General features: G+C 66.4%; 27 protein-coding genes. 20 read left to right on the top strand and 7 right to left on the bottom strand.

Features of this window, described 5'->3' with window-relative positions; translation table 11 throughout:
• The first annotated feature begins 30 nt into the window (after positions 1–30).
• Together AB0L82_RS25470 and AB0L82_RS25465 are read left to right on the top strand one after the other, a co-directional pair.
• Positions 31–1,023, top strand: a complete 993-nt coding sequence (locus AB0L82_RS25470; RefSeq protein WP_364641775.1) for an alpha/beta hydrolase family protein — start codon at positions 31–33, stop codon at positions 1,021–1,023.
• A gap of 202 nt (positions 1,024–1,225) precedes the next feature.
• A complete protein-coding gene (locus AB0L82_RS25465) occupies positions 1,226–2,473 on the top strand; it encodes an Nramp family divalent metal transporter (RefSeq protein ID WP_364641180.1) in 1,248 nt (415 codons plus the stop codon).
• Positions 2,474–2,504: 31 nt separating this feature from the next.
• Here the strand turns inward: AB0L82_RS25465 and AB0L82_RS25460 are convergent, their stop codons facing one another.
• On the bottom strand, positions 2,505–3,299 hold the full coding sequence (locus AB0L82_RS25460; protein WP_364641177.1) for an enoyl-CoA hydratase-related protein: 795 nt from the start codon (positions 3,297–3,299) through the stop codon (positions 2,505–2,507).
• Positions 3,300–3,425: 126 nt separating this feature from the next.
• Here AB0L82_RS25460 and AB0L82_RS25455 point away from each other — a divergent pair, with 126 nt between their 5' ends.
• Positions 3,426–4,670, top strand: a complete 1,245-nt coding sequence (locus AB0L82_RS25455; protein WP_364641174.1) for a helix-turn-helix domain-containing protein — start codon at positions 3,426–3,428, stop codon at positions 4,668–4,670.
• Here AB0L82_RS25455 and AB0L82_RS25450 read toward each other — a convergent pair.
• Positions 4,644–6,122 carry an aldehyde dehydrogenase family protein gene (locus AB0L82_RS25450; protein WP_364641171.1) on the bottom strand — a complete coding sequence of 493 codons (1,479 nt, stop codon included), beginning with the start codon at positions 6,120–6,122 and terminating at the stop codon, positions 4,644–4,646. The genes AB0L82_RS25455 and AB0L82_RS25450 overlap by 27 nt on opposite strands.
• A 305-nt stretch (positions 6,123–6,427) precedes the next feature.
• Here AB0L82_RS25450 and AB0L82_RS25445 point away from each other — a divergent pair, with 305 nt between their 5' ends.
• From AB0L82_RS25445 to AB0L82_RS25430, 4 genes are all read left to right on the top strand, one after another.
• Entirely contained in the window at positions 6,428–7,435 is a 1,008-nt protein-coding gene (locus tag AB0L82_RS25445) for an ATP-binding cassette domain-containing protein (protein ID WP_364641168.1), read from the top strand.
• Positions 7,432–8,241, top strand: coding sequence for an ABC transporter permease (locus AB0L82_RS25440; RefSeq protein WP_364641165.1), 810 nt, complete (start codon positions 7,432–7,434; stop codon positions 8,239–8,241). The genes AB0L82_RS25445 and AB0L82_RS25440 overlap by 4 nt, the downstream gene beginning before the upstream one ends.
• Positions 8,238–9,122: an ABC transporter permease gene (locus AB0L82_RS25435; protein WP_364641162.1), complete on the top strand. Its 885-nt coding sequence runs from the start codon at positions 8,238–8,240 to the stop codon at positions 9,120–9,122. Before AB0L82_RS25440 ends, AB0L82_RS25435 begins: the two co-directional genes overlap by 4 nt.
• A 158-nt stretch (positions 9,123–9,280) precedes the next feature.
• Positions 9,281–10,309 (top strand): SDR family oxidoreductase, encoded by a 1,029-nt coding sequence (locus AB0L82_RS25430; RefSeq protein ID WP_364641159.1) that lies wholly within the window; start codon positions 9,281–9,283, stop codon positions 10,307–10,309.
• 11 nt (positions 10,310–10,320) lie between these two features.
• On the opposite strand, the gene AB0L82_RS25425 is transcribed toward AB0L82_RS25430, so the two are convergent.
• A complete protein-coding gene (locus AB0L82_RS25425; RefSeq protein ID WP_364641156.1) occupies positions 10,321–11,538 on the bottom strand; it encodes a lycopene cyclase family protein in 1,218 nt (405 codons plus the stop codon).
• Positions 11,539–11,607: 69 nt separating this feature from the next.
• Positions 11,608–12,084, bottom strand: a complete 477-nt coding sequence (locus AB0L82_RS25420; protein ID WP_364641153.1) for a hotdog fold domain-containing protein — start codon at positions 12,082–12,084, stop codon at positions 11,608–11,610.
• Positions 12,085–12,627: 543 nt separating this feature from the next.
• On the opposite strand from AB0L82_RS25420, the gene rpsJ reads away from it, so the two are divergent.
• From rpsJ to rpsQ, 11 genes are read left to right on the top strand one after another with little or no spacing between them, the layout of a single operon-like run.
• Positions 12,628–12,933: a 30S ribosomal protein S10 gene (rpsJ, locus tag AB0L82_RS25415; RefSeq protein WP_003938093.1), complete on the top strand. Its 306-nt coding sequence runs from the start codon at positions 12,628–12,630 to the stop codon at positions 12,931–12,933.
• A 14-nt stretch (positions 12,934–12,947) separates the two neighbouring features.
• Complete coding sequence (gene rplC / locus AB0L82_RS25410) at positions 12,948–13,613, top strand: 50S ribosomal protein L3 (RefSeq protein ID WP_364641150.1); 666 nt, start codon at positions 12,948–12,950, stop codon at positions 13,611–13,613.
• On the top strand, positions 13,610–14,281 hold the full coding sequence (rplD, locus tag AB0L82_RS25405; protein WP_364641147.1) for a 50S ribosomal protein L4: 672 nt from the start codon (positions 13,610–13,612) through the stop codon (positions 14,279–14,281). The genes rplC and rplD overlap by 4 nt, the downstream gene beginning before the upstream one ends.
• On the top strand, positions 14,278–14,583 hold the full coding sequence (rplW, locus tag AB0L82_RS25400) for a 50S ribosomal protein L23 (protein WP_309231514.1): 306 nt from the start codon (positions 14,278–14,280) through the stop codon (positions 14,581–14,583). The genes rplD and rplW overlap by 4 nt, the downstream gene beginning before the upstream one ends.
• Positions 14,584–14,616: 33 nt before the next feature.
• Positions 14,617–15,447: a 50S ribosomal protein L2 gene (gene rplB / locus AB0L82_RS25395; protein WP_364641143.1), complete on the top strand. Its 831-nt coding sequence runs from the start codon at positions 14,617–14,619 to the stop codon at positions 15,445–15,447.
• Positions 15,448–15,461: 14 nt separating this feature from the next.
• Positions 15,462–15,743, top strand: a complete 282-nt coding sequence (gene rpsS / locus AB0L82_RS25390; protein WP_364641140.1) for a 30S ribosomal protein S19 — start codon at positions 15,462–15,464, stop codon at positions 15,741–15,743.
• Positions 15,740–16,141, top strand: a complete 402-nt coding sequence (rplV, locus tag AB0L82_RS25385; RefSeq protein ID WP_067519526.1) for a 50S ribosomal protein L22 — start codon at positions 15,740–15,742, stop codon at positions 16,139–16,141. The genes rpsS and rplV overlap by 4 nt, the downstream gene beginning before the upstream one ends.
• A complete protein-coding gene (rpsC, locus tag AB0L82_RS25380) occupies positions 16,142–16,948 on the top strand; it encodes a 30S ribosomal protein S3 (protein ID WP_067571121.1) in 807 nt (268 codons plus the stop codon).
• A 3-nt stretch (positions 16,949–16,951) separates the two neighbouring features.
• A complete protein-coding gene (gene rplP / locus AB0L82_RS25375; RefSeq protein ID WP_067571123.1) occupies positions 16,952–17,368 on the top strand; it encodes a 50S ribosomal protein L16 in 417 nt (138 codons plus the stop codon).
• Complete coding sequence (rpmC, locus tag AB0L82_RS25370; protein WP_364641136.1) at positions 17,368–17,607, top strand: 50S ribosomal protein L29; 240 nt, start codon at positions 17,368–17,370, stop codon at positions 17,605–17,607. Before rplP ends, rpmC begins: the two co-directional genes overlap by 1 nt.
• Complete coding sequence (gene rpsQ, locus AB0L82_RS25365; protein ID WP_067571127.1) at positions 17,604–17,900, top strand: 30S ribosomal protein S17; 297 nt, start codon at positions 17,604–17,606, stop codon at positions 17,898–17,900. Before rpmC ends, rpsQ begins: the two co-directional genes overlap by 4 nt.
• An 87-nt stretch (positions 17,901–17,987) precedes the next feature.
• On the opposite strand, the gene AB0L82_RS25360 is transcribed toward rpsQ, so the two are convergent.
• Together AB0L82_RS25360 and AB0L82_RS25355 are read right to left on the bottom strand one after the other, a co-directional pair.
• Positions 17,988–18,416, bottom strand: coding sequence for a pyridoxamine 5'-phosphate oxidase family protein (locus AB0L82_RS25360; protein ID WP_364641133.1), 429 nt, complete (start codon positions 18,414–18,416; stop codon positions 17,988–17,990).
• Between the two features lie 9 nt (positions 18,417–18,425).
• Positions 18,426–19,115 (bottom strand): TetR/AcrR family transcriptional regulator, encoded by a 690-nt coding sequence (locus AB0L82_RS25355; protein ID WP_364641129.1) that lies wholly within the window; start codon positions 19,113–19,115, stop codon positions 18,426–18,428.
• A 144-nt stretch (positions 19,116–19,259) separates the two neighbouring features.
• Between AB0L82_RS25355 and AB0L82_RS25350 the strand changes: the two genes are divergently transcribed.
• Complete coding sequence (locus AB0L82_RS25350) at positions 19,260–21,317, top strand: CocE/NonD family hydrolase (protein WP_364641126.1); 2,058 nt, start codon at positions 19,260–19,262, stop codon at positions 21,315–21,317.
• Positions 21,318–21,396: 79 nt separating this feature from the next.
• Here the strand turns inward: AB0L82_RS25350 and AB0L82_RS25345 are convergent, their stop codons facing one another.
• Entirely contained in the window at positions 21,397–21,855 is a 459-nt protein-coding gene (locus AB0L82_RS25345) for a MarR family transcriptional regulator (RefSeq protein ID WP_364641123.1), read from the bottom strand.
• A 109-nt stretch (positions 21,856–21,964) separates the two neighbouring features.
• Here AB0L82_RS25345 and AB0L82_RS25340 point away from each other — a divergent pair, with 109 nt between their 5' ends.
• Complete coding sequence (locus AB0L82_RS25340) at positions 21,965–23,161, top strand: MFS transporter (protein ID WP_364641120.1); 1,197 nt, start codon at positions 21,965–21,967, stop codon at positions 23,159–23,161.
• Positions 23,162–23,166 lie beyond the last annotated feature (5 nt).

The following is a 23,166-nucleotide window of genomic DNA, read 5'->3' as shown; positions in this document are numbered from 1 at the left end:
CTCGCCGCAACGGCAGTGCTGACCGGCCTGGTGGCCGGCGTCGGCGGCCCGAGCGCCTCGGCCGACCCGATCATCGACAGCAAGAAGCTGCTCGCCGATCCCGTCGCACCGGACGGATCGAAGATCACCAAGGCGGAGATGAAGGACGGCCGCAATATTCGGCTGTACGTCTACTCCGCCGCCATGGACGCCACCTACCCCGTCGACGTGCAGCGACCGGCCGACGCCTCCGAGGCGCGCCCCACGCTGTACCTGCTCAACGGCGCGGGCGGCGGACAGGATGACGCCTCCTGGCAGAAGAAGACCAATATCGTCAACGGCTTCCTCGCGGACAAGAACGTCAACGTGGTGCAGCCCATCGGCGGTAAGTGGAGCTACTACCAGGACTGGCAGGACGACGACCCGACCCTGGGCCGCAACAAGTGGCAGACCTTCTTCACCGAGGAACTGCCCCCGCTGATCGACGGCGCGCTCGGCACCAACGGCGTCAACGCCATCGCCGGCATCTCCACCTCCGGCACCACCGTGCTGTCGCTGCCCGAAGCCAAGCCCGGCCTGTTCCGCGCGGCCGCCGCCTACAGCGGTTGCGCACAGTTCGCCGATCCGGTCGGCCGCGAGTTCATGCGCCTCACCGTCGAGACCTGGGGCGGCGGCAAACTCGAGAACATGCACGGCCCCGAGGATTCCCCGGCCTGGGCCGAGAACGATCCGGTCATCCACGCCGAAAAGCTGCGCGGCACCGACCTTTACATCTCCTCGGGCAGCGGCCTGCCCGGCCAGTACGACGCGCTCAACGGCCCGTACGCGCTGCCCGGCGCCTACGGTCTGGCCAACCAGCTGATCATCGGCGGCGCCATCGAGGCGGGCACCAACTACTGCACGCACAACCTGCAGGCGAAGCTGGATTCGCTGGGCATCCCGGCGACCTACAACTTCCGCGCCACCGGCACCCACTCGTGGGGGTACTGGAATGACGAGTTCCTCAACTCGTGGCCGGTGCTGGCCCGCGGGCTCGGTGTCTGAGCTCCACACCCGGTGGCCGTGAGCCGCTGAACGATTCGAGACGAATGCCCCGGCGAACGCGCCGGGGCATTCGGCGTTGACGGGGTGGCCGGATTGCGGCGAAACCGCCGGGTCGGTCTCTTTCTGTGTGTCCGGTAACAGCTGCGGTCTTTTTTCTGGGGTAGCTCTCAACAAAAAGTTCGGTAACCCTTAAACTATTGTTGTGAGTACCAGCCTGACCGAACCGCGCTCGACGTTCCAGCGAGCGAGATCGGCCACGGTCCTGCTCGGCCCGGCCTTCGTCGCCGCCATCGCCTACGTCGACCCCGGCAATGTGGCATCCAATATCAGCGCCGGAGCAAAATTCGGCTACCTGCTCGTCTGGGTCATCGTCATGGCCAATGTGATGGCGGGACTGGTGCAATTCCTGTCGGCCAAACTCGGCCTCGTCACCGGCATGTCGCTACCGGAGGCGGTGCGCGACAAGGCCGGCCGCAAAACCCGGCTCGCCTACTGGGCGCAGGCCGAAACCGTCGCCATGGCAACCGATCTCGCCGAGGTGGTCGGTGGGGCCATCGCATTGAAACTGCTGTTCAACCTGCCGCTGCTGCTCGGCGGCGTCATCACCGGCATCGTCTCGCTCGGCCTGCTGCTGGTGCAGAACAAGCGTGGGCAGAAACCGTTCGAACGCGTCATCACCGGCATGCTCGCGGTCATCGCCATCGGATTCCTTGCCTCGGTGGTGATTTCACCGCCCTCGGCATCGGGGACCATCGGCGGGCTGGTGCCGCGCTTCGACGGCAGCGAGAGCGTGCTGCTGGCCGCCGCCATGATCGGCGCGACCGTCATGCCGCACGCGGTCTACCTGCATTCGGCGCTGGCCCGCGACCGGCACGGCAGTCCGGAACCGGGACCGGCGCGCGCCCGGCTGCTGCGGATCACCCGCTATGACGTCGGCCTGGCCATGCTGCTCGCGGGCACGGTCAACCTGGCCATGCTGCTCATGGCCGCCGGAACCCTGCGCGGCCGCGAGGATGTGGATTCGCTCGAATCCGCGCACGCCGCGGTGCGGGACACCCTCGGTCCCGCCGCCGGACTGCTGCTCGCCATCGGCCTGCTCGCCTCCGGTCTAGCCTCCACCTCGGTCGGCGCGTACGCGGGCGCGATGATCATGGAGGGCCTGCTGAATCGCACCATTCCGCTACTGGTCCGCCGCCTCATCACACTGATCCCGGCCCTGGTCATCCTCGCCATCGGCGTGGATCCCACTCAGGCCCTGATCATTTCGCAGGTGGTGCTGTCCTTCGGCATCCCCTTCGCCCTGATACCCCTGGTCCACTTCACCGCCGACCGCAACCTCATGGGCGATGACGTCAACCCGCGTCTCACCACCGCCCTGGCCTGGCTGGTCGCCCTGATCATCTCGGCCTTGAACGTGGCCCTGATCTATCTGACCGTCACCGGTAAATAGTTCGGAATTCGCACGGCGCGAGTCGTTTTCGCTATTCGGCGAAGACGGCCTTGCGCTTGCCGAGCATGGCGGCCGCGCCCTCGGCGAAGTCGGGGGCCTGCAAAAGCTCTGTCTGGCCGGTCTTCTCGGCTGCCAAGGCGGCGTCGAGGGACGTCAGGGTCGCCGTGTTGAGGGCGCGCTTGGTGAGTTCGAGGGCGCGGCGGGGGCCGTGCGCGAGCTTGGCCGCGGCGGCTTCGACCTTCGCGTCGAGGTCGGCTTCGGTGTAGACGCCGGTGATCAGGCCGCGGCGGACCGCCTCGGTGACCGGCAGGCGATCGCCCAGCAATGCCATTTCGGCGGCCAGCGGGCGACCGGCCGCGGCGGCGACCATCGCGGCCGCGCCGCCATCGGGCATGAGGCCGATATTGATGAAGGCCAGCAGTAGGTACGCGTCCTCGGAGGCATAGGTGAGGTCCGCCGCGAGCGCGAATGCGACGCCGACACCGGCGGCCGCGCCGCGCACCCGGGCGATCACCGGGATCGGCGCGTCCACGATGGCCTTGATCATGGAGTTCGCCGCGTCCATGGTCATTTCCGGCGTAATGCCGCGGGTCTTCTCGCCCGGTGCCGCCGCCAGATCCGCGCCGGTGCAGAAATCGCCGCCCGCGCCGGTGAGTACGATCACCCGGACTGCGGGGTTCTCATATGCCGAAAGCACCGTCCCGGCGAGCCCGACCATGGTGTCGTAGTCCAGGGCGTTCTTGCGCTTGGGATTGGTGATGGTGACACGCAGCACCCGGTCGTCCAGCACAGCGGTGTAGCCCGGGGTCGTCGCAGTGTTGCTCATGTCTGCTCCTGCTCTGCGTGCGGTGCGAATCGCGGCGCAATGTGTTCAACTGTGCGAATTGTGGTTAACTTAGGTGGATCCGTCCGGCACTGTCAACAGCCGGTGCCGTTGAGAAGGAGAAAGTGCATGGTCGCCGATCGCAGCGAAGCAGGACTCGCTTCCGCGCGACCTTCCGGCGACCCCGGCCCCCGGCGACGGCCCAAGAATCGCAAGGCCCAGATTGTCGGCGTGGCCGCCCGCGCCTTCGCTGAGCGGGGCTATCACCCGGTCGGCGTGGACGAGATCGCCGCCGAGGTCGGCATTTCCGGGCCCGCGCTGTACCGGCACTTCAGCAATAAATACGCCATGCTCGTCGCCGCCGCCGAAATGGGCGCACAGCAACTCCTCGACGCCGCCAAGGCCGCCGACAATCCGAAGCTGGAAGCGGAACCGCGACTCACCGCACTGATCCGCGGCATCACCGAGTACACCATCGAGGTGCGGCGCGAGGGCGGTCTCTACCGCTGGGAGCGGCGCTACCTGGAGCGCGATGACCGCGCCCGCATTCGCGTCATCTACGCCGAACTGCACGAAACCGTCGCCGCCGCCATCGCCGAGCTGTACCCCGACGCCGATCCCGCCGATGTCATGCTGCGGTCCGCCGCGGTGCTGTCCGCCATCGGCAGCGTCACCGGGCATCGCACCGCACTGTCCAACACGCGAATCGTGGCCCTGCTCAACGACATCTGCTGGGATATCCTGCGCGCCGAGCTACCCCCGCCGCCCCCGCCCGTCACCGGCGACGCGATCGTGCGCGGGCTGCCCGTCATCTCCAAACGCGAACAACTGCTCACCGAGGCGATTCGGATCTTCGGCAGGCAGGGCTATCACGAATCCAGCATCGAGGAGATCGGCGCGGCCGCGGGCATCAACGCCTCCAGCGTCTACCGCTACTTCAGCAGTAAGGCCGATCTGCTCGCCGCCGCCTTCCACCGCACCGGCGAACGCGTGGCCATCGCCAATGCCGAAGCGCTCTCCGAGGCCACCGGCCGCGCCGACGCCTCGGTCCGGATCGCCGAACGCTTCGCCCGCATGACCTTCGCCATGCCGGAGATCCTGCCGGTGTACTTCGCCGAATTCTCCAATCTGCCCGCGTCCGAACAACATCGGCTGCGCTCGATCCAGCGGCAGAACGTGCTGGAGTGGGCGAACCTGCTGGACGGCGATCAGGTCGAGGCGCGCTTCCGGGTGCACGCCGCCATCGGCCAGGTCATCGACGTCGGCCGCCGCCTGCGCTTCGACGCCCGCCCCCAGCAGCTCGCACGGGTGCGCGCGCTGATGAGCGCGGTGCTGCTGGGGACCGAATCAGACGCGGTGGCGCAGCCGGAATAGCGCTCGCGCCATGCGCAGCCGCTGTGGATGATTATCGAAGGTGCCCAGCGGATCTCGGTGCCGCTGTTCGGTAATCAACTGTGCGCGTGAGAATTCCAGCAGCGAATGCGGATCGCGAATGCGGCCCGGACCGTTCACGCCGTACACCGGGGTGGCGTTGACCGTCACCAATCCGGTGCGCAACCGGTCCGCGAATTCCGGGACACTGCGCACATCGCGGGTGAAAACCGCTACGGGCAGCGCTCTTTCGGGCGCATTGACCCGCTCCACGGCCTCATCCATATCGGCCACACGATTGACCACGAGTACCGGGCCCACCGCTTCGCCGGTGATGGCGATGCTGGTTTCGGGGACCTCGGTCAGCACGACGGGTTCGATATAGGGCTCGCGAATCGATTCCAGGCTGCCCACTACCGCCCGGCCGCCTCGGGTGAGCGCGTCCCGGATCTGGCGGCGCACCACATCCAATTGTGCGTCCAGCACCATCGGCCCGTAGGAGGCGCGGCGGTCGGCGGCGGGCCGCAGGGCGCGCGCCTGTTCGGCCACGAGTTCCAGGAACGGCTCGTACACCGAATCGGCTACGTAGACCACGTGCACCCCGGCCGGATGCTGTCCGGAATGCGCCATGGCGCCGTGGATCGCCGCCGCGGCGGCCGTATCGAGCCGGGCGTCGACCTGCACGATCATCGCGCCGCGGCCGCCCTGTTCGACGACCAGGGGAGTGCCGGACTGGGCGCACAGCGCGGTCACCTCGCGGGCTCCGGCGAGCGAACCGGTGTAGGCGATCTTGTCCAGATGGGCTTTGCACAGTGCGGCGGCGGTGCCGCTGTCACCGGTAACCACCTGCAGCACAGGCTGACTGGGGGAGAGCCGATTCCAGCTGTCCGCCAGCCAGGCGCCGACACCCGGGGTGAGCTCACTGGGTTTGAACACCACGGTGTTACCCGCGGCCATCGCGCTCGCGATCGAATTCATCGGCGCGAGAACGGGATTGTGCCAGGGACCGAGCACACCGACCGCGCCCAGCGGCAGCTGCCCGATGGAGCCGGGCCGATCGCGGCGGAATCGGGTGGCGGTGCGGGTGGTGCGGCTCAGCGTCCGCTCGGCATGGCGCGCAACCCAATCCAGATGTTCGACCGCCAAGGTCACCTCGACGGCGGCGTCCAGCCGTGGTTTGCCGGTCTCATTGCTGATCATTTCGACCAGATCCCGGGTGCCGCGCGCGAGGGCGCGCTTCCAATCCAGCAGCCAGCGTTTGCGCCCGGCGAAATCCAGTGCCGCCCACCATTGTTCGGTGGTGCGGGCGGCGCGGACGGCGCGCGTCAGCTCACCGGCGCCCATAATCGCGAAATCACCCACGACCTCCCCGGTTCGCGGGTCGTACGAAGTAAGGACCTTGGCGCGGCCCGTTCCCGTGCGCGCCGCCCGTGGCTGCTGCGCAGACTCGGCCATGGTTACCCTCTCGTGGCCATCGAACACTCCCCTCCTCGTCAGACTATGGTTCCGCGCGCACCCCGGACAAGGTGCGGAAATTCCATCAGACCGCCCGGTCTGGCTCTGGATCAGCGGCTATTCGGAAACCCATTGGTTTGTGGCCAAGGTCACGTTTGTCCGGCAGCTGCTGAGGCAAAGCAACGACCCAGTTTCCGGACGGCCGGTAACATCGCGCGCGACGGAGTGGATCATCTCCGAGGGGATGTGGGGACCCGCCGCCCGGGGCGACTCGAATTGCCCGCCCAGCCGATAGTGGAGAGTTGATGCCGAGCTTGGACAAACCGGATTCGCCGCAAACCGTGACAGCAGTACGCGACGGGAGCGAACCGGCCGTATACGTCGAAGACGTACGCAAATCGTTCGGCGACGTGCACGCCCTGCGGGGCATCAGTTTCACCGCAGCCCGCGGCCAGGTGCTCGGCATCCTCGGACCCAACGGTGCGGGCAAGACCACCTGCGTCAAGATCCTGTCCACCCTGCTGCGCCCCGATTCCGGCATCGCCAAGGTCGCCGGACACGATGTGCGCAAGGACGCCGCCGCGGTACGCCGGTCCATCATGATGACCGGGCAGTACGCCGCCCTCGACGAGAACCTCTCCGGTCGCGAGAACCTCGAACTCTTCGGACGGCTCATGGGCCTGCCGCGCAAGGCCGCCCGCCAGCGCGCCGACGCCCTGCTCGAGGAATTCGACCTCACCAGCGCGGGCCGCCGCGCGGTCCGGCACTACTCCGGCGGTATGCGCCGGCGCGTCGACATCGCCTGCGGACTCGTGGTGCGACCCGAAGTGGTGTTCCTCGACGAACCCACCACCGGCCTCGACCCGCGCAGCCGCCAGGGCGTCTGGGATCTGGTCAACGCGCTCAAGACGCAGGGCATCACGGTACTGCTGACCACGCAGTATCTCGAGGAAGCCGATGTGCTGAGCGACAACATCATCGTCATCGACAAGGGCACCGTCATCGCCGAGGGCACCGCGGACGCGCTCAAGGAGAAGACCGGCGGCAGCTACTGCGAGGTCGTGCCGCTCGATCCGACCCACCTGAGCCAGGCCGCCGACGCGCTCGGCGATCTCGTGCCCGCCAGTGTGCGCGCCGAGGTCAATGGCAGCGACCGGCTGTCGATTCCGGCCCCGGAAGGCGCCGCGACGCTGGCCGAGGCGCTGCGCCGACTCGACAGCGCCGGAATCGAACTCGCCGATATCGGACTGCGCCGCCCCTCGCTCGACGATGTCTTCCTCTCGCTCACCGGACATTCGGGCGGCACCCAATGAGCGCTCCCGCCGTCGAGCGCAGCGACCTATTCGCGGGACTGCCCAGGTCCAAGCCGAACAGCTTCGGCCAGTGGCGCGCGCTCACCGGCCGCATCCTGTGGGTGATGGCCACCAAGGGTGAACTCGCCTTCGCCTGCGTCACCCCGCTGGTGCTGACCCTCGGCTTCTACCTGCCGCTCAAATACGTCATGAACTTCCGCGGCATCGACTACGCGCAGTTTGTCATGCCGATCATCGTGCTGCAGACCATGTCCGTGACCATGATGTCCAATGCGCAGATGGCCGCGTTCGAGGCCATGACCGGATTCAACACCCGCTTGCAGACCATGCCGGTCGGCAAGATGGTGCCGCTGCTCTCGCGCATCAGCGCGGGCATGGTGCGGTCCATCGTCTCGCTGGCCGCCGCCATCGGCTGGGGCCATATGATCGGCTTCCACTTCGTGGCGGGCTGGGGCCAGACCGTATTGTTCTGCGCCTTCTCCCTCGCGGTCGGCACCGTGCTCGGCATCGGCGCGGACGCGCTCGGCTCACTCACCAAGAGCCCCGAATCGCTCAGTCAGGCATTGACCCTGCCGACGCTCATCTTCGGCATGCTGTCCTGCGGGTTCGTGCCGGAATCCGGCTTCCCGGAATGGGTTCGGCCGTTCGTGCGCAATCAGCCCATCTCACAGTTCTCGTTCGCCATGCGCGATATGGCCGCGAACGGCGTGACCTGGGACGTGTTTTGGGTGCCGCTGCTGTGGGTGGTCGGCGCCGCGGTGCTGTTCACCCCGGCCGCGGTCTGGGCGAGTATGAGGCGGTCATGAGTTCCGTAGTCGAGGCCGGCACGCTCGAGGGCGATGTGGAAACGGTCGAAAAGGATTCCTGGGCGGGGCATCAGCCGCTGCCGAAGGTGCGCCCGCGCAATGAGCGGGCCGTACTGGTGTGGCTGGAACAGAGCCTAATCCAATGCAAGCGACTGCTGATCGGCTGGGCGCGCGACCCCGCGACCACCATTCAGACCATCGTGTACCCGGCCGCGACGCTGATCATGTTCCGTATCGTGCTCGGTGACTCCATCACCTCGGCCACCGGTGAACCCAGCATCTACGGCACCGTGCCGATGGTCATGCTGGTCGCGGCCATGTCCGGATCGGTGGTGTCCGCGCTCGGCTTCAAGGTCGAGAAGGTCACCGGACTGCTCGGGCGGTTCTGGACCATGCCCGTGCACCGCGCGGCCGGACTCACCGGGCGACTGCTCGCCGAGGCCATCCGCGTCCTGGCCACCTCGCTGATCGTGCTCGCGGTCGGACTGTGCCTGGGCTTCCGATTCTGGTTCGGCCCAGCCGCTTCCATCGCCATGCTGCTGATCCCGGTGCTGTTCGGCATCGGCTTCGCGGTGCTGGTGACCGCGCTCGCCACCATCACCGAGGGCGTGATGCTGGTGCAGGTCATCGGCGTCATCAATACCCTGCTGATGTTCTTCAACACCGGTTTCGTGCCGGTCTTCGCGTACCCGACCTGGTTGCAGAAGACGGTGGAGAACCAGCCCATGAGTACCGCCATCGACGCCATGCGCGGCCTGGCCTACGACGGGCCGATCGCCATGCCGCTCATGAAGACGGTCGCGTGGGCCATCGGCATGGTGCTGGTATTCGGGTATCCGGCGATCCGCGGCTACCGCCGGGCAGCCGAGACCGGAGCCTGATCGTTCGCTGACTCGGGGCGGTACTCGGTGCACACCGGGTGCCGCCCCGTTGTCGTTCCACCGGTGGTCAGAGTGTGAAAATGCGTCTCGCATGCGAGCTTTGAGCCGATTGCGGAGGCGCAGTGAGAGTGTGGCGCGCGTCACGCTAGGGTATGCGCATGGCTTACCTGGTAACCGGGGCAACCGGGTTCATCGGTCGGTTCCTGGTTCCTCAACTCATCAAGCGCGGTGCCGACGTCCACGTGCTGGTGCGCCCCGGCGAAGACTCGATCCTGCGCTTCAACCGCTGCCTGCGCGGCTGGGACGCGGGGGACCGGGTCCGCGCCGTCCGCGGCGACCTCAGCGCGCCCGGCGTCGGCATCGACCCGGACTGGATTGCCGCGCACCGGGGTTCGATCGACCACGTCTTCCACCTCGCCGCCGGACTCGACTCCGTCGCACCCGGCGGCGGCACCCGGCGCATCGCCGAACTCGCCGCGCGACTGGAAGCGGGCCTGCTGCACCATGTTTCGACCGTGCAGATCGCCGGCGGCTGGGACGGGGTGTTCACCGAGGACATGTTCGACGTCGGCCAGGTCCTCGGCTCGCCGTACCAGCGCGCCATGCTCGAGGCCGAGAAAGCGGTCCGCGATCAGGACGGGGTGCCGTGGCGGATCTACCGGCCCTCCATCGTCATCGGCGATTCGCACACCGGCGAGATCGACCGCATCGACGGGCCCTACTACTTCTTCCGGCTGCTGCGCATGGCGGCGCAACTGCCACGCATCCTGCCCGTGGTGTCACCGAAACTGGGGACCACCAATATGGTTCCGGTCGACTACGTGGTGCGCGCGCTCGATCACCTCGCGCACCGGCCCGGCGGCGGGGGAGCCACCTATCACCTGTCCGACCCGCGTGAACAGAGCGTCGCCGAGGTCTTCAACCTCTTCGCCGACGAGGCGGGCGCACCGCACCTGATGGAGGTGCTGCCCAAGCAGACCCTCGACGTGAGCCTGCGCGTCCCCGGGATGGGGTGGGCGCTGCGCCAGGTCGGCGTACCCGCCGAGGTCATCGAACACAGCGAATTCAGCTGCCACTTCGACTCCCGGCAGGCACAGGCCGCACTCGCCGGAACCGATATCAAGGTGCCGCCGCTGGTCGGGTACGCGCCCATCATTTGGAAGTACTGGATCGAGAACTGGGTGTGAGCGCGCGTCCGTCAGGGCGTGGACGTCTGTTCGTGATCGGATAGCTCGGCGCGCGGCTCCGCACGACCGTAATCCCAACCCACCCAGCGGTTTCGGTTGCGCCAGCCGACCAGGTCGAAGCGCCAGTTGAATGGCCAGGTGCGGGCGACCGTCAGGAACAGCACCCCGCCCAGCGCGGCGTAATCGTCATGCGCGGACAGCAGCGCCCGCTGCTGGCGCGGCGATGCGGTGAAGAACGCGTCGAACATGGAGACCGACTGCTCGGTGGTGAGCCGCCCCAGGCCGTACACCCCGCGCATGCGCATCCAATAGACCAGCCGCGCCTGCCGCGACCACAGCGCCGCGATCGGATCCTCGCCCCGGCGAACGGCTTCGACGGCGGTATCGGCCAGCGCCAGCGAATCCGCCACGCTGTATCCGGTGCAGGGATGCATCATCCCGCCCCGCGAACCGAACGGAACCACCTGCCCCGCACCGGCTTTCGGCGGAGCGTCATCCAGCGGGTAGTGCGCGGCCTCGGTGGGTTCATCGCCGGTGAGCCGAATCCCGTGCCGCTCCAGCCGATGCAGCGTCCGCTTGCGCAACTCGTGCTGCGGCATTCCGCCCTGCAATCCGAGACTGGTCTCCTCGAAAACCACGGTCCCGTCGCCCAGCGGCATGGCGTAGAGGAAGGAGGGCGGCTCGTCCGCGCCCGCGCCGTTCTCATCCCGCCAATCCAGCAGCAGGCCCTCGCCGGGGGTGACCATGGGTGCGGCGATCTCTTCACGCACGAAAATGCCGTGTGCCGCAGCGGTTCTCCGCTGTCCGGGCGCGGCCTGCCCGCGGGTGTCGACGACCACATCGGCCCGAATCTCGGTGCCGTCGGCCAATTCCACGCGATGCGCGTCGACCACCGTGGCCCGTCCCGTGCGGACCGTGGCGTCATCCAGCGGCAGCGCGGCCTTCAACCCCGGCTTCGACAGCACGCAGTACGGCCGATCGATCCGATGCTCGGCCTTGGTCCACACCACCGGCCGCTCCACCCGGCTGGCGATCACGCTCTGCGGCAACCACTCCGGCAGTTCGTCGATCCAGCACGAGTAGGTCGGCGGCCACAATCGCTCCGGCCGCGGATCCACCGCGACGACTTTCAATCCGGCGGCCATGGCCCGATGGGCCAGCGCCTGCCCCGCGGGCCCCAGCCCGACGACGCAGATATCCGCCACCCCATTTACCGCCAGGCCACTCATACTTCGCATTCAAACAGCCCCGCCCCGGAACCGATAGGTCCGGGGCGGAGTGGTTTCGAATGTCCCGCGCTACTTCGGCGTCACCCAGGTGGTGATATCCGCGTGCACCACCTCGAGGCCGGACTTGTCGTAGATCGACACGGGGACCACGAGGTTCTGGCCCTCGGTGATCGACGGGAAGTCGGGCAGTTCGGGGAGCTTGGCCACCGCGCGCAGGCTGGAGTTGGCCTTGGCCAGGTACTGCACGTTCATGGCCTTGGGAATCCAGCGGTGCGTGTCCGGGACGGTGGCCTCGGACAGCATGCCCATGGCGACCTCGGCGAGATTGCAGGCCGCGATGGCGTGGAAGGTGCTCAGGTGGTTGTGGATACCGAACCATTTCGGCGCGGTGACCTCGCACAGTCCGGGTTCGAGGCGGATCACGGTCGGGAGCACGGTGCCGAAGTAGGGGACGCGCGCGACCATGCCGAGGGAGAAAAGGGTGTGGCCGAGCCGATTGTCCGGCAGCTTCTTCCAGCCGCGGTAGGTGGCGGTCTCTTTCGTCATATCGGGTATCTTACTCAAAAGTAAGTTATCCGGAAGCCGGGTGCCGCCGAGTTCATCGCGGATCACCGCGACGCGCCCGGGCTGCGACACCCCGTAGGTCACGGGTCGCTCGGAACGCCGGTTGTGACCTGCCCCATCGCGTTTTCGGTCCGGTGGGGGGTCGATTTGAAGTCCCCCATAGCCGTGGGGCATACTGTTCAGGTTGCCCGCACCGGGTTGTGCCTTCCTACGGGAAAGTCGCAGGTGGTGACGGGGAAGCAAGACCCACTCTTGTACCTCGCCGTTTAGGCGCGGGTGCTTCCGGGACAAGGTTCCAAGGCTCAGAGATCACTCGGGCCGAAGAATGAGCGGATGGGCGACACGCCCGACCGCGTGGACCGGACGGAACCATGACAGATGAACAGCGGCGATGGATCGGGCCCCAGGTGGGCCGGTCGTGTGGTGGCTGATGCGTCTTCGTGTGTTCGGGCTGTGCAAATGAGGGTGTTTCGGGAGCGAAAGCTCCTGGGGCACAAACGTTAAGCGGAGAAAAGGACACTCAGCGTGGCGGGACAGAAGATCCGCATCAGGCTCAAGGCCTACGACCATGAGGCGATCGACGCGTCTGCGCGCAAGATCGTCGAGACGGTGACCCGTACCGGTGCCCGTGTCGTCGGCCCGGTGCCGTTGCCCACCGAAAAGAACGTGTACTGCGTCATCCGTTCGCCGCACAAGTACAAGGACTCGCGCGAGCACTTCGAGATGCGTACGCACAAGCGGCTGATTGACATTCTCGACCCCACGCCGAAGACGGTCGACGCTCTCATGCGTATCGACCTCCCGGCCAGCGTCGACGTCAACATTCAGTGACGGGGATTCCAGATATGACTGACAACAAGAGCAGGCCGGCTGCCGGCATCCTGGGAACCAAGCTCGGTATGACCCAGGTCTTCGACGAGAAGAACCGCGTTGTTCCGGTGACCGTCGTCAAGGCCGGTCCGAACGTCGTGACCCAGATCCGCACCGCCGAGCGCGATGGCTACGCCGCCATCCAGATCGCTTACGGCGCAATCGATCCGCGCAAGGTGAACAAGCCGGTTTCCGGCCAGTTCGCCAAGGCCGGTGTCACCCCTCGCCGCCACATCACGGAGATCCGCGTCGCTGACGTCGATTCCTTCGCGGTCGGCCAGGAAATCGGCGCGGACGCCTTCGAAGAGGGCACCTACGTCGACGTGACCGGAACCTCCAAGGGCAAGGGCTTCGCCGGCACCATGAAGCGTCACGGCTTCGCCGGTCAGGGCGCCTCGCACGGTGCGCAGGCTGTGCACCGTCGTCCGGGTTCCATCGGTGGTTGCTCCACCCCGGGCCGCGTGTTCAAGGGCATGCGCATGTCCGGCCGGATGGGTAACGACCGCGTCACCACGCAGAACCTCTCGGTCCACAAGGTGGACGCCGAGAACGGTCTGCTGCTGATCAAGGGCGCGATCCCGGGCCGCACCGGCGGCATTGTGATCGTCAAGAGTGCAGTGAAGGGTGGTGCCCGGGCATGAGCACCGAGACCAAGACCAACCTGACGCTTCCGGTCAAGGCCGCAGGCGGCAAGACCGAAGGCACCGTCGAGCTCCCCGCGGAGATCTTCGACGTGACCGCCAACATCGCGCTGATGCACCAGGTCGTCGTGGCCCAGCGTGCCGCGGCTCGCCAGGGCACGCACGCCACCAAGACCCGCGGTGAAGTCCGCGGTGGTGGCCGCAAGCCTTACCGCCAGAAGGGCACCGGCCGCGCCCGCCAGGGTTCGACCCGTGCGCCGCAGTTCGCCGGTGGTGGCACCGTCCACGGCCCGCAGCCGCGCGATTACAGCCAGCGTCTGCCCAAGAAGATGAAGGTCGCCGCACTGCGCGGTGCTCTGTCGGACCGGGCGCGCAACGAACGCATCCACGTGATCACCGAACTGGTCCCGGGTCAGACCCCGTCGACCAAGGTCGCCAAGAGCTTCCTCGCCGAGCTTTCGAGCCGCAAGCAGCTCCTGGTCGTCGTCGGCCGCGAGGACATCGCCACGTGGAAGAGCGTTGCGAACCTGCAGAACGTGCACCCGATCGCTCCCGATCAGCTGAACACCTATGACGTGCTGAAGGCCGATGAGGTCATCTTCTCCGTCGAGGCGCTCAACGCCTTCGTGCACGGCCCTGCCGAAGCTGCACAGGAGGAGAGCAAGTGACCACGATCGCCGACCCCCGCGACATTCTGCTGGCGCCGGTCATCTCCGAGAAGTCCTACGGACTGATCGAAGAGGGTACGTACACCTTCATCGTGCACCCGGACTCCAACAAGACGCAGATCAAGATTGCCGTCGAGAAGGTCTTCGGCGTCACGGTGACCAGCGTCAACACCGCTAACCGTCAGGGCAAGCGCAAGCGGACCCGCGCCGGTTACGGCAAGCGCAAGAACACCAAGCGCGCGCTCGTGACCCTCTCGGCCGACAGCAAGCCCATCGAGATCTTCGGAGGCCCGGTCGCGTAAGCGCCTGGGAATCCAGAAAGTAGAGAAGAACTCATGGCAATTCGTAAATACAAGCCGACTACCCCGGGTCGTCGTGGCGCTTCGGTTTCGGACTTCGCCGAAATCACCCGCTCGACCCCCGAGAAGTCGCTGCTGCGTCCGCTCACCAAGACCGGTGGCCGTAACGCTCAGGGCCGCATCACCACCCGTCACAAGGGTGGTGGCCACAAGCGCGCCTACCGCGTCATCGACTTCCGCCGCCTCGACAAGGACGGTATCCCGGCCAAGGTCGCTCACATCGAGTACGACCCGAACCGCACCGCCAACATCGCGCTGCTGCACTTCGCCGACGGCGAGAAGCGGTACATCATCGCGCCCAAGGGCATTGCCCAGGGCACGAAGATCGAGTCCGGCACCGGCGCCGACATCAAGCCCGGCAACAACCTGCCGCTGCGCTCGATCCCGACCGGTACCACCATTCACGCGGTGGAGCTGCGTCCGGGTGGCGGCGCCAAGATGGCTCGCGCCGCCGGTATGAGCATTCAGCTGCTGGGTAAGGAAGGCGCCTACGCCGTCCTGCGTATGCCTTCCGGTGAAATCCGTCGCGTCGATGTGCGCTGCCGCGCCACCATCGGCGAGGTCGGCAACGCCGAGCAGTCGAACATCAACTGGGGCAAGGCCGGCCGTATGCGCTGGAAGGGCGTCCGCCCGACCGTCCGTGGTGTCGTCATGAACCCGGTCGACCACCCGCACGGTGGTGGTGAAGGTAAGACCTCCGGTGGTCGCCACCCGGTCTCGCCGTGGGGTAAGCCGGAAGGCCGCACCCGCAAGCCCAACCGTCCCAGTGACAAGCTCATCGTCCGCCGCCGCGGCAAGAAGCGTTAAGGAGGAGGTTAGACATGCCACGTAGCCTGAAGAAGGGCCCGTTCGTCGACGGCCACCTCCTGAAGAAGGTGGACGTTCAGAACGAGAAGGGCACGAAGCAGGTCATCAAGACCTGGTCGCGTCGTTCCACCATCATTCCCGATTTCATCGGTCACACCTTCTCGGTCCACGACGGCCGTAAGCACGTGCCGGTGTTCGTGTCCGAGAACATGGTTGGACACAAGCTCGGTGAATTCGCGCCGACGCGGACGTTCCGCAGCCACGTCAAGGAAGATCGGAAGAGCAAGCGGCGATGAGCACTGAAACTCAGAATCAGACCGCGCGCGCAACCGCCAAGCACGTGCGCGTGACGCCCATGAAGGCTCGTCGTGTCGTGGACCTGGTCCGCGGCAAGCGTGTCGAGGATGCGCTGAACATCCTGCGGTTCGCCCCGCAGGCTGCCAGCGAGCCGGTCGCCAAGGTTGTCGCTTCGGCGGCCGCCAACGCCGAGAACAACCTCGGCTTGAACCCGGCGACCCTGGTCATCTCGACGGCGTTTGTCGACGAGGGCGCGACCATGAAGCGTTTCCAGCCGCGTGCCCAGGGCCGTGCGTTCCGGATTCGCAAGCGCACCAGCCACATCACCATCGAGGTCGAGAGCGTGCCCACTGCCGGCGCTGCCACTCGTAGCCGCCGGAAGGGAGGGGCAAAGTAAATGGGACAGAAAATCAACCCCCATGGCTTCCGCCTCGGTATCACCACCGACTGGAAGTCGCGTTGGTACGCCGATAAGCAGTACAAGGAATACGTCGGCGAAGACGTCAAGATCCGCAAGCTCCTCTCCACCGGTATGGAGCGCGCGGGCATCTCGAAGGTCGAGATCGAGCGCACCCGCGATCGCGTCCGTGTGGATATCCACACCGCGCGTCCGGGCATCGTGATCGGCCGTCGTGGCGCCGAAGCCGACCGCATCCGTGCCGAGCTGGAGAAGCTCACCGGCAAGCAGGTGCAGCTGAACATCCTCGAGGTCAAGAACCCCGAGTCGGATGCGCAGCTCGTTGCCCAGGGTGTGGCCGAGCAGCTGTCGAACCGTGTGGCGTTCCGTCGTGCGATGCGTAAGGCCATTCAGTCGGCCATGCGTTCGCCGAACGTCAAGGGCATCCGCGTGCAGTGCTCGGGCCGCCTCGGTGGCGCCGAAATGTCGCGCTCGGAGTTCTACCGCGAAGGCCGTGTGCCGCTGCACACCCTTCGTGCGGACATCGACTACGGCCTGTACGAGGCCCGCACCACCTTCGGCCGCATCGGCGTGAAGGTGTGGATCTACAAGGGCGACATCGTCGGTGGCAAGCGTGAGGTCACCGCGACCGCAGCGCCGGCCGGCGACCGTGATCGCCCGCGTCGTGAGCGGCCGAGCCGCCCGCGTCGTTCGGGTGCCCAGGGCACAACCGCGACCAGCACTGAGGCCGGGCGTGCCGCGACTGCTGTCGCGGAGGCTCCGGCTGAGACGACCCAGGAGGGCTGACCTATGTTGATGCCTCGCAAGGTCAAGCACCGTAAGCAGCACCACCCGAGCCGTTCGGGCATGTCCAAGGGCGGCACGGCGGTTTCCTTCGGTGAGTACGGCATCCAGGCTCTGGAGCCGGCTTACGTGACCAACCGTCAGATCGAGTCGGCGCGTATCGCGATGACCCGCCACATCAAGCGTGGCGGCAAGATCTGGATCAACATCTACCCCGATCGCCCGCTCACCAAGAAGCCGGCCGAAACCCGCATGGGTTCCGGTAAGGGTTCGCCGGAGTGGTGGATCGCGAACGTGAAGCCCGGACGGGTCATGTTCGAGATGTCTTACCCGAACGAGGAGACCGCTCGTGAGGCCCTGCGCCGCGCGATGCACAAGCTCCCCATGAAGTGCAGGATCGTGACGCGAGAGGAGCAGTTCTGATGGCTACCGCTAATCCGGCAGCAGAGCTGCGTGAGCTGACCGAGGAAGAGCTCGTCGCGAAGCTTCGCGAAGGCAAGGAAGAGCTGTTCAACCTGCGCTTCCAGATGGCGACCGGTCAGCTGACCAACAATCGTCGCCTGCGTGTGGTCCGTCACGAGATCGCCCGCATCTACACGGTCATGCGTGAGCGCGAGCTCGGCCTGGCCTCCGGTCCGCAAGGCAAGGGAGACGCCGCATGAGCGACGTAAAGGGCCCGGCCAAGACGCCGGCCAAGGCAGAAGAGCGTGGCCAGCGCAAGGTTCGCATCGGTTACGTTGTGTCCGACAAGATGACCAAGACCATCGTGGTCGAGCTGGAAGATCGCGTGAAGCACAAGCTTTACGGCAAGATCATCCGCACCACCTCGAAGGTCAAGGCGCACGACGAGAACGAGATCGCCGGTATCGGTGACCGCGTGCAGCTGATGGAGACCCGTCCGCTGTCCGCCACCAAGCGCTGGCGTCTGGTCGAGGTGCTGGAGAAGGCCAAGTAAGGTCTGCTTCATCCTCGACGACAGTCGAAATACGAAGGCCCGCTTCCCCTGTGGAGGCGGGCCTTCGTCGTATCACGGGTCAGGTGATCAGAGCGCGCCCATATCGGCGGATAGCCAGTGCTCGGGACGCATGTAAACCGCGACCTGTTCGCCGATGCCGAGTTCCTCGGTGGACTTCAGATACTTGTCGACCTGCGGGGGAGTGAGATAGCGCGAGGCCATCTCATGGTGCATCTCGTCGGTCATGACGGTGATGCGGTCGATCGGGCCCTCGGCCGTCACATAGCGGACGGTGGGTTCCACCACCTGCGCCATGATGCTGAAGCGGCCGGACTCCTTCAGCAGGCGCATCTTCTGTGACTCGGGCCCGGTGATGATCCACAGTTCGCCGCCGGGGGTGTACTGGTACCAGATGGGTACGTTCAGGGGCGCGCGACCGGGCTTGTTGTTCACGGCCAATGCGCCGATGTGTGGTTGGGCCAGGAAACTCTGTCGTTCTTCCAACGTCAGTGCCATGCCTCCACGCTAGCGCGGGGGTGCGACCGGTTCGGGCCGGCGGGACAGATCGGGGACGCCGAACAGGGCCATCGTCACCTGATAGACGTGCGTGGTGAGGGTCGGCAGCGCGCGCGGTCCAGGGCCCTGGATGCAGTCGCGAATGCGATCGTCGATGGCCCCGATGAGGGCGTCGAAGAAGTCGTCGGGAATCTCGGCGGGGATGTCCCCGGCGGCGTAACCGATGCGGAAAGCCGCCCGCATGCGCTGTGCCAGACGGTTTTTCATATGCCGCCGCTGTTCCGCCACCACGGGTCCGGCGGCGAGGCATTCCACGTGCAGGGCGCGGGCGCAGTCGGCATTGTCGCTGAGCGCGCGCAGGTATTCGCCGAGCGTGGTGTGGATGAGTGTGCGCCAATCGGAATGCGGTGTGCTGGCGATACTTCGGTCGAGCTGTTCGATGACGAGGTCGACCGCGGCCTCGAAGGCGGCGAGGAAGCATTCGTCCCGATCCCGGAACAGCTGATAGAAGGTGCGCCGCGAAACCCCGGCGCGCGCAACGATATCCGCCACCGTGGTGGCGTTGTAGCCGCGTTCGGAGACGGACTCGAGCACGCCGAAGAAGATGCGCATGCGCTGTGAGTGCACGACGTCCTCCGGATTGATGCCGTGGGTGCCGGGCGGCAGGCGGCGGCGATCGAAGCCGGATTCCAGAGCCATCTCCAGAGCATAGAGTCGCGCGAGCTGTGAGGCGCGCCACAGTTGCGGCGAAGCTGTGACCCAGACACCATTCGTGGCCATCATAGGTACGCCACAGTTTATAAGCCGGGATCGTGTCGGATGCCCGGATGGAGGGGAGCACGCATGATCGGGAGAGCCCGCAGCCACCTGATCCGATTAGCCATAGCCGCCGTAGCCATCACCATGACCTCGCTGTCTGTGACGCCGACCGCCGCGGCCGAAACCCCGCCGGACGGCGGTGAACTCGGGCAATCCTGGCTGGCCGCGCACGACGGACCGGCGAAATATCCGGGCCGCTATCCCGGCGAGGTGCACATAGATTTCGACGTGCCGATCACCATGAGCGACGGAACGGTGTTGAAGGCCAATGTGTATCGGCCCGTCGACGCCAATGGCGTACCGGTCACCGATCCGCTGCCGACCATTGTCAATCTGACGCCCTATACCAAGTTCGCGTCCTGGCTGGCCGATGTGGCGCTGTCGGTGCCATGGCTGTCCGATGCCCTGATCCAGCTGGTGAACAGTGTGGATCTGACCGGGACACCGCTGTCCTCGGTCACGGATCTGACCCGGGTGCTCAGCGGCGGCGCTGCCCGGACCTTCGGCGCGGACCGCAGGCTCATCCAGCACGGTTACACCCAGATCGTGGTGGACACCCGCGGCACCGGTTATTCGCAGGGCGCGTGGCAGTTCTTCCAGAGCCGCGAGACCCAGGATTCGGTCGAGGTGATCGACTGGGCGTCGAAACAGCCCTGGTCGGACGGCAATATCGGGATGAACGGCATCTCGTACTCGGGCATCAACCAGTACATGGTGGCCGCGCAGAATCCGCCCGCGTTGAAGGCGATCTTCCCGGTGGAGGGCAGTACCGACAAGATCGGTGACGTGGCCGCGCCCGGTGGCGGGCTGGGTCTGTTCGCGCCGCTGTACATCGCGTTCATCGATGTGATCCAGAACTTCCCCGATCCGGTCGGCGTCGTACTCGGTCACTTGGACGCGAAATGGCTGATGGACCGTGTCACAACGCCTTTCGAGTTCTTCGACTACATCATCATGGCGCTGACGCCCTCGGTGGATCTGCTACCCGAGCCGCTGAAACAGGCATTGCGGCCGGGAAGTGAACTGCGCGAAGCCTTCTCGGACAGTCATCCCGAGCGCATCAAGGTGCCGACCTTCGCGTACGGCGGCTGGCAGGACATCTTCGCGCCGTCCAGCGCCATGTCGTTCGATCGGATTCCGCTGCCGCCGGAGCGGAAGAAGCTGATCATGGGCGACACCTATCACGCGAATCCCGGTTCGGGCCTGGGCAATCCGGGTAAGCCGCCGCGGTTGGACGTGCTCCAGATGGCCTGGTACGACAAGTGGCTCAAGGGCATCGACAACGGCATCGATCAGTACGGCCCGGTGGTGCTGTGGCAGCAGGGCGGCGGTTGGACCGCGACCTCGTGGCTGCCGCGGCCGACGTCGGAGTACCGGCGCATGTACCTCTCGCCCGCGCGCAGCGGTACCGCGAACAGCCTGTACGACGGGTCGCTGAACGGCGATGGCACCGATGCCCCCGCGCAGCTGACGGTTTCGCCGCTGACCGGGATCACCGCACTCTGCTCGCGCGATATGGCGGTCGAATCACTGGGGATAACCTCGGTGATCGACGGCTGCACCAAGGATGACCGCATTCACGAGCTCGGTGGCCTGACCTTCACCAGCGCACCGGTTTCCGAGGCGACGGTCATCTCGGGGCCGATCAATGTGCATCTGAACACCGCGTACGACTCCTCCGAGGGCTACTGGTCCGTCACGGTGAATGACGTTGCGCCCGATGGTCGTTCGACCGTGGTGGCCAGCGGTCAGCTCACCGCGTCATTGCGCGCGGTGGATGAGGACAAGAGCAAGCGGAACGCGGCCGGTGATCTCACCGAGACGGCGTATCTGCTGACCTTGGATTCCCGGCAGCCGCTGGTGCCCGGTCAGCCGACGACGATCGATATCGCGGTGAATCCCGTTGACGCGGTGCTGCAACCGGGTCATCGGGTGCGAATCGATGTGTACGCCAGCAATTTCCCGCGCGGGGTACTGCTGCCGCCGTTGCTGGTCGAGAGCCGTCTCGCGAATCAGCATGTGCTGCTCGACCCTTCGGAGCCGAGCTACGTCAATCTGCCGTTGAGCCGCTCGATCGCATAGCCCGGCGATCGCATAGTCAGGAGGGGAGAAGGCCCGCTTCCGGTTGGGGGAGCGGGCCTTCGTGCTGTGCGCCGCCGGTTCAAGCGGGGGTGTGCAGGGATTCGACGGTGCGGACCAGCGGTGCCAGTTCGGGATTGCCCGCGGCATCGTCGAGGGCTTCGCGCAGGGCGGCGTCGTTGGTGGGCCGTGCGGCTTCCAAGAGCTCGCGCCCGGTGTCGCTGACCTTGGTGTAGATGCCGCGGCGATCGGTGGGGCAGAGGTACCGCGCGAGCAGTCCGCGGTCTTCGAGCCGGGTGACCAGCCGGGTGGTGGCGCTCTGGGACAGCACGATGGCGTCGGCGACCTGTTTCATCTGGAGCATGCCGCCGGTGCCGTCGTGCTGGCGGCTCAGTACGTCGAGCAGGGAGTACTCGCGCACGCTGAGTTCGTGTTTCGCCTGGAGCGCGCGTTCGATGTGCGCTTCGATCCGCCCGTGCAGCACGGTGAGCGCGCACCAGCCCTGGGCGAGACCGGTGAGTGCGGGATCGGTGGCAGTCATGTGACCAGGATAGACCACTTCCGCGAATGCCCGCGCTTGCAAGTAACACGCGTATGCAACTATTGTGTTTGCAATAACGCGCTCTTGCAATCGTCTGGAAGGTGTAGTCATGCCGCTCGCACTGCTGGCCCTGGCAATCGGGGCCTTCGGAATCGGCACCACCGAGTTCGTCATCATGGGCTTGCTGCCCGAGGTCGCCGGTGACTTCGGGGTGTCCATTCCGACCGCCGGCTGGCTGGTCACCGGCTATGCGCTCGGCGTCATGCTGGGTGCGCCGATCATGACCGCGCTGGGCACCCGCGTCCCCCGCAAGCGCATGCTCATGCTGCTGATGGGGTTCTTCATCGCCGGGAATCTCATCTCCGCCATCGCCCCGGTCTTCGGCGTCATGCTGATCGGCCGCGTGGTCGCCTCACTGGCGCACGGCGCGTTCTTCGGTATCGGCGCGGTGGTCGCCGCGGATCTGGTCGCCCCGGATCGCAAGGCCGGTGCCATCGCCATGATGTTCACCGGGCTGACGGTCGCCAATGTGGTCGGCGTACCGCTGGGCACCTTCGTCGGTCAGCAGATCGGCTGGCGCGTCACCTTCGCCATCGTGGCGCTGCTGGGTGTGGCGGGTCTGGCCGGAATCGCCAAGCTGGTTCCGAATCTGCCCACCCCGGAGCATGTGAACCTGCGCCGGGAGTTGGCCGCTTTCAAGAACATTCAGGTGTGGCTGGCCAACGGCATGACCGTGCTGGGCTTCGGCGCGGTGTTCGCGGCGATCACCTATATCGCCCCGATGATGACCGAGATCGGCGGTTTCGCGGACGGTTCCATCACCTGGCTGCTGGTGCTGCTCGGCCTGGGGATGGTTGTGGGCAATCTGGTGGGCGGCAAATTCGCCGATCGCGCGCTCATGCCGATGCTGTATATCTCGTTGTCCGCGTTGACGATCGCGCTGGCGCTGTTCACGGTCACCGCGCAGGTGAAGGTGCCGGCCGCGATCACCATCTTCGTCATCGGCGCGCTCGGCTTCGCGTCGGTGCCCTCGCTGCAGAAGCGCGTGCTGGATCAGGCTCCCGAGGCCCCGACCCTGGCGTCGGCGGTGAATATCGGCGCGTTCAATCTCGGAAATGCCTTGGCCGCGTGGCTCGGTGGGCTGACGCTCTCGGCGGGGCTGGCCTACACCGCGCCGAATTGGGTGGGTGCGGGGCTGGCCGCCTCGGCATTGGTGCTGGCGCTGGTGTCCGCCGCGCTGGAGCGCCGCGAAACCGGTGCCGCTGCCGCGGTTTCCGAGCCCGTTCTCGTCTCGGCGGCGCGGTGACGTCG

The organism is Nocardia sp. NPDC052001 (assembly GCF_040680615.1).
In the GTDB taxonomy this organism is placed as follows: domain Bacteria; phylum Actinomycetota; class Actinomycetes; order Mycobacteriales; family Mycobacteriaceae; genus Nocardia.
The sequence above is the reverse complement of the archived record's forward strand: the minus strand, read 5'-3'. Positions and strand labels throughout refer to the sequence as shown.

What these genes read in the sequence shown, in the direction of transcription:
- rplV (WP_067519526.1), top strand. Translation starts at nt 15,740, where the DNA reads ATGAGCACTGAAACTCAGAATCAGACCGCGCGCGCAACCGCCAAGCAC.
- rplP (WP_067571123.1), top strand. Translation starts at nt 16,952, where the DNA reads ATGTTGATGCCTCGCAAGGTCAAGCACCGTAAGCAGCACCACCCGAGC.
- rpsC (WP_067571121.1), top strand. Translation starts at nt 16,142, where the DNA reads ATGGGACAGAAAATCAACCCCCATGGCTTCCGCCTCGGTATCACCACC.
- rpsQ (WP_067571127.1), top strand. Translation starts at nt 17,604, where the DNA reads ATGAGCGACGTAAAGGGCCCGGCCAAGACGCCGGCCAAGGCAGAAGAG.
- rplC (WP_364641150.1), top strand. Translation starts at nt 12,948, where the DNA reads ATGACTGACAACAAGAGCAGGCCGGCTGCCGGCATCCTGGGAACCAAG.
- AB0L82_RS25450 (WP_364641171.1), bottom strand. Translation starts at nt 6,122, where the DNA reads ATGGCCGAGTCTGCGCAGCAGCCACGGGCGGCGCGCACGGGAACGGGC.
- AB0L82_RS25355 (WP_364641129.1), bottom strand. Translation starts at nt 19,115, where the DNA reads ATGGCTCTGGAATCCGGCTTCGATCGCCGCCGCCTGCCGCCCGGCACC.
- AB0L82_RS25420 (WP_364641153.1), bottom strand. Translation starts at nt 12,084, where the DNA reads ATGACGAAAGAGACCGCCACCTACCGCGGCTGGAAGAAGCTGCCGGAC.
- AB0L82_RS25360 (WP_364641133.1), bottom strand. Translation starts at nt 18,416, where the DNA reads ATGGCACTGACGTTGGAAGAACGACAGAGTTTCCTGGCCCAACCACAC.
- rplD (WP_364641147.1), top strand. Translation starts at nt 13,610, where the DNA reads ATGAGCACCGAGACCAAGACCAACCTGACGCTTCCGGTCAAGGCCGCA.
- rplB (WP_364641143.1), top strand. Translation starts at nt 14,617, where the DNA reads ATGGCAATTCGTAAATACAAGCCGACTACCCCGGGTCGTCGTGGCGCT.
- AB0L82_RS25430 (WP_364641159.1), top strand. Translation starts at nt 9,281, where the DNA reads ATGGCTTACCTGGTAACCGGGGCAACCGGGTTCATCGGTCGGTTCCTG.
- AB0L82_RS25340 (WP_364641120.1), top strand. Translation starts at nt 21,965, where the DNA reads ATGCCGCTCGCACTGCTGGCCCTGGCAATCGGGGCCTTCGGAATCGGC.
- rpsS (WP_364641140.1), top strand. Translation starts at nt 15,462, where the DNA reads ATGCCACGTAGCCTGAAGAAGGGCCCGTTCGTCGACGGCCACCTCCTG.
- AB0L82_RS25455 (WP_364641174.1), top strand. Translation starts at nt 3,426, where the DNA reads ATGGTCGCCGATCGCAGCGAAGCAGGACTCGCTTCCGCGCGACCTTCC.
- rpmC (WP_364641136.1), top strand. Translation starts at nt 17,368, where the DNA reads ATGGCTACCGCTAATCCGGCAGCAGAGCTGCGTGAGCTGACCGAGGAA.
- AB0L82_RS25425 (WP_364641156.1), bottom strand. Translation starts at nt 11,538, where the DNA reads ATGAGTGGCCTGGCGGTAAATGGGGTGGCGGATATCTGCGTCGTCGGG.
- AB0L82_RS25440 (WP_364641165.1), top strand. Translation starts at nt 7,432, where the DNA reads ATGAGCGCTCCCGCCGTCGAGCGCAGCGACCTATTCGCGGGACTGCCC.
- AB0L82_RS25460 (WP_364641177.1), bottom strand. Translation starts at nt 3,299, where the DNA reads ATGAGCAACACTGCGACGACCCCGGGCTACACCGCTGTGCTGGACGAC.
- AB0L82_RS25350 (WP_364641126.1), top strand. Translation starts at nt 19,260, where the DNA reads ATGATCGGGAGAGCCCGCAGCCACCTGATCCGATTAGCCATAGCCGCC.
- AB0L82_RS25435 (WP_364641162.1), top strand. Translation starts at nt 8,238, where the DNA reads ATGAGTTCCGTAGTCGAGGCCGGCACGCTCGAGGGCGATGTGGAAACG.
- AB0L82_RS25445 (WP_364641168.1), top strand. Translation starts at nt 6,428, where the DNA reads ATGCCGAGCTTGGACAAACCGGATTCGCCGCAAACCGTGACAGCAGTA.
- AB0L82_RS25345 (WP_364641123.1), bottom strand. Translation starts at nt 21,855, where the DNA reads ATGACTGCCACCGATCCCGCACTCACCGGTCTCGCCCAGGGCTGGTGC.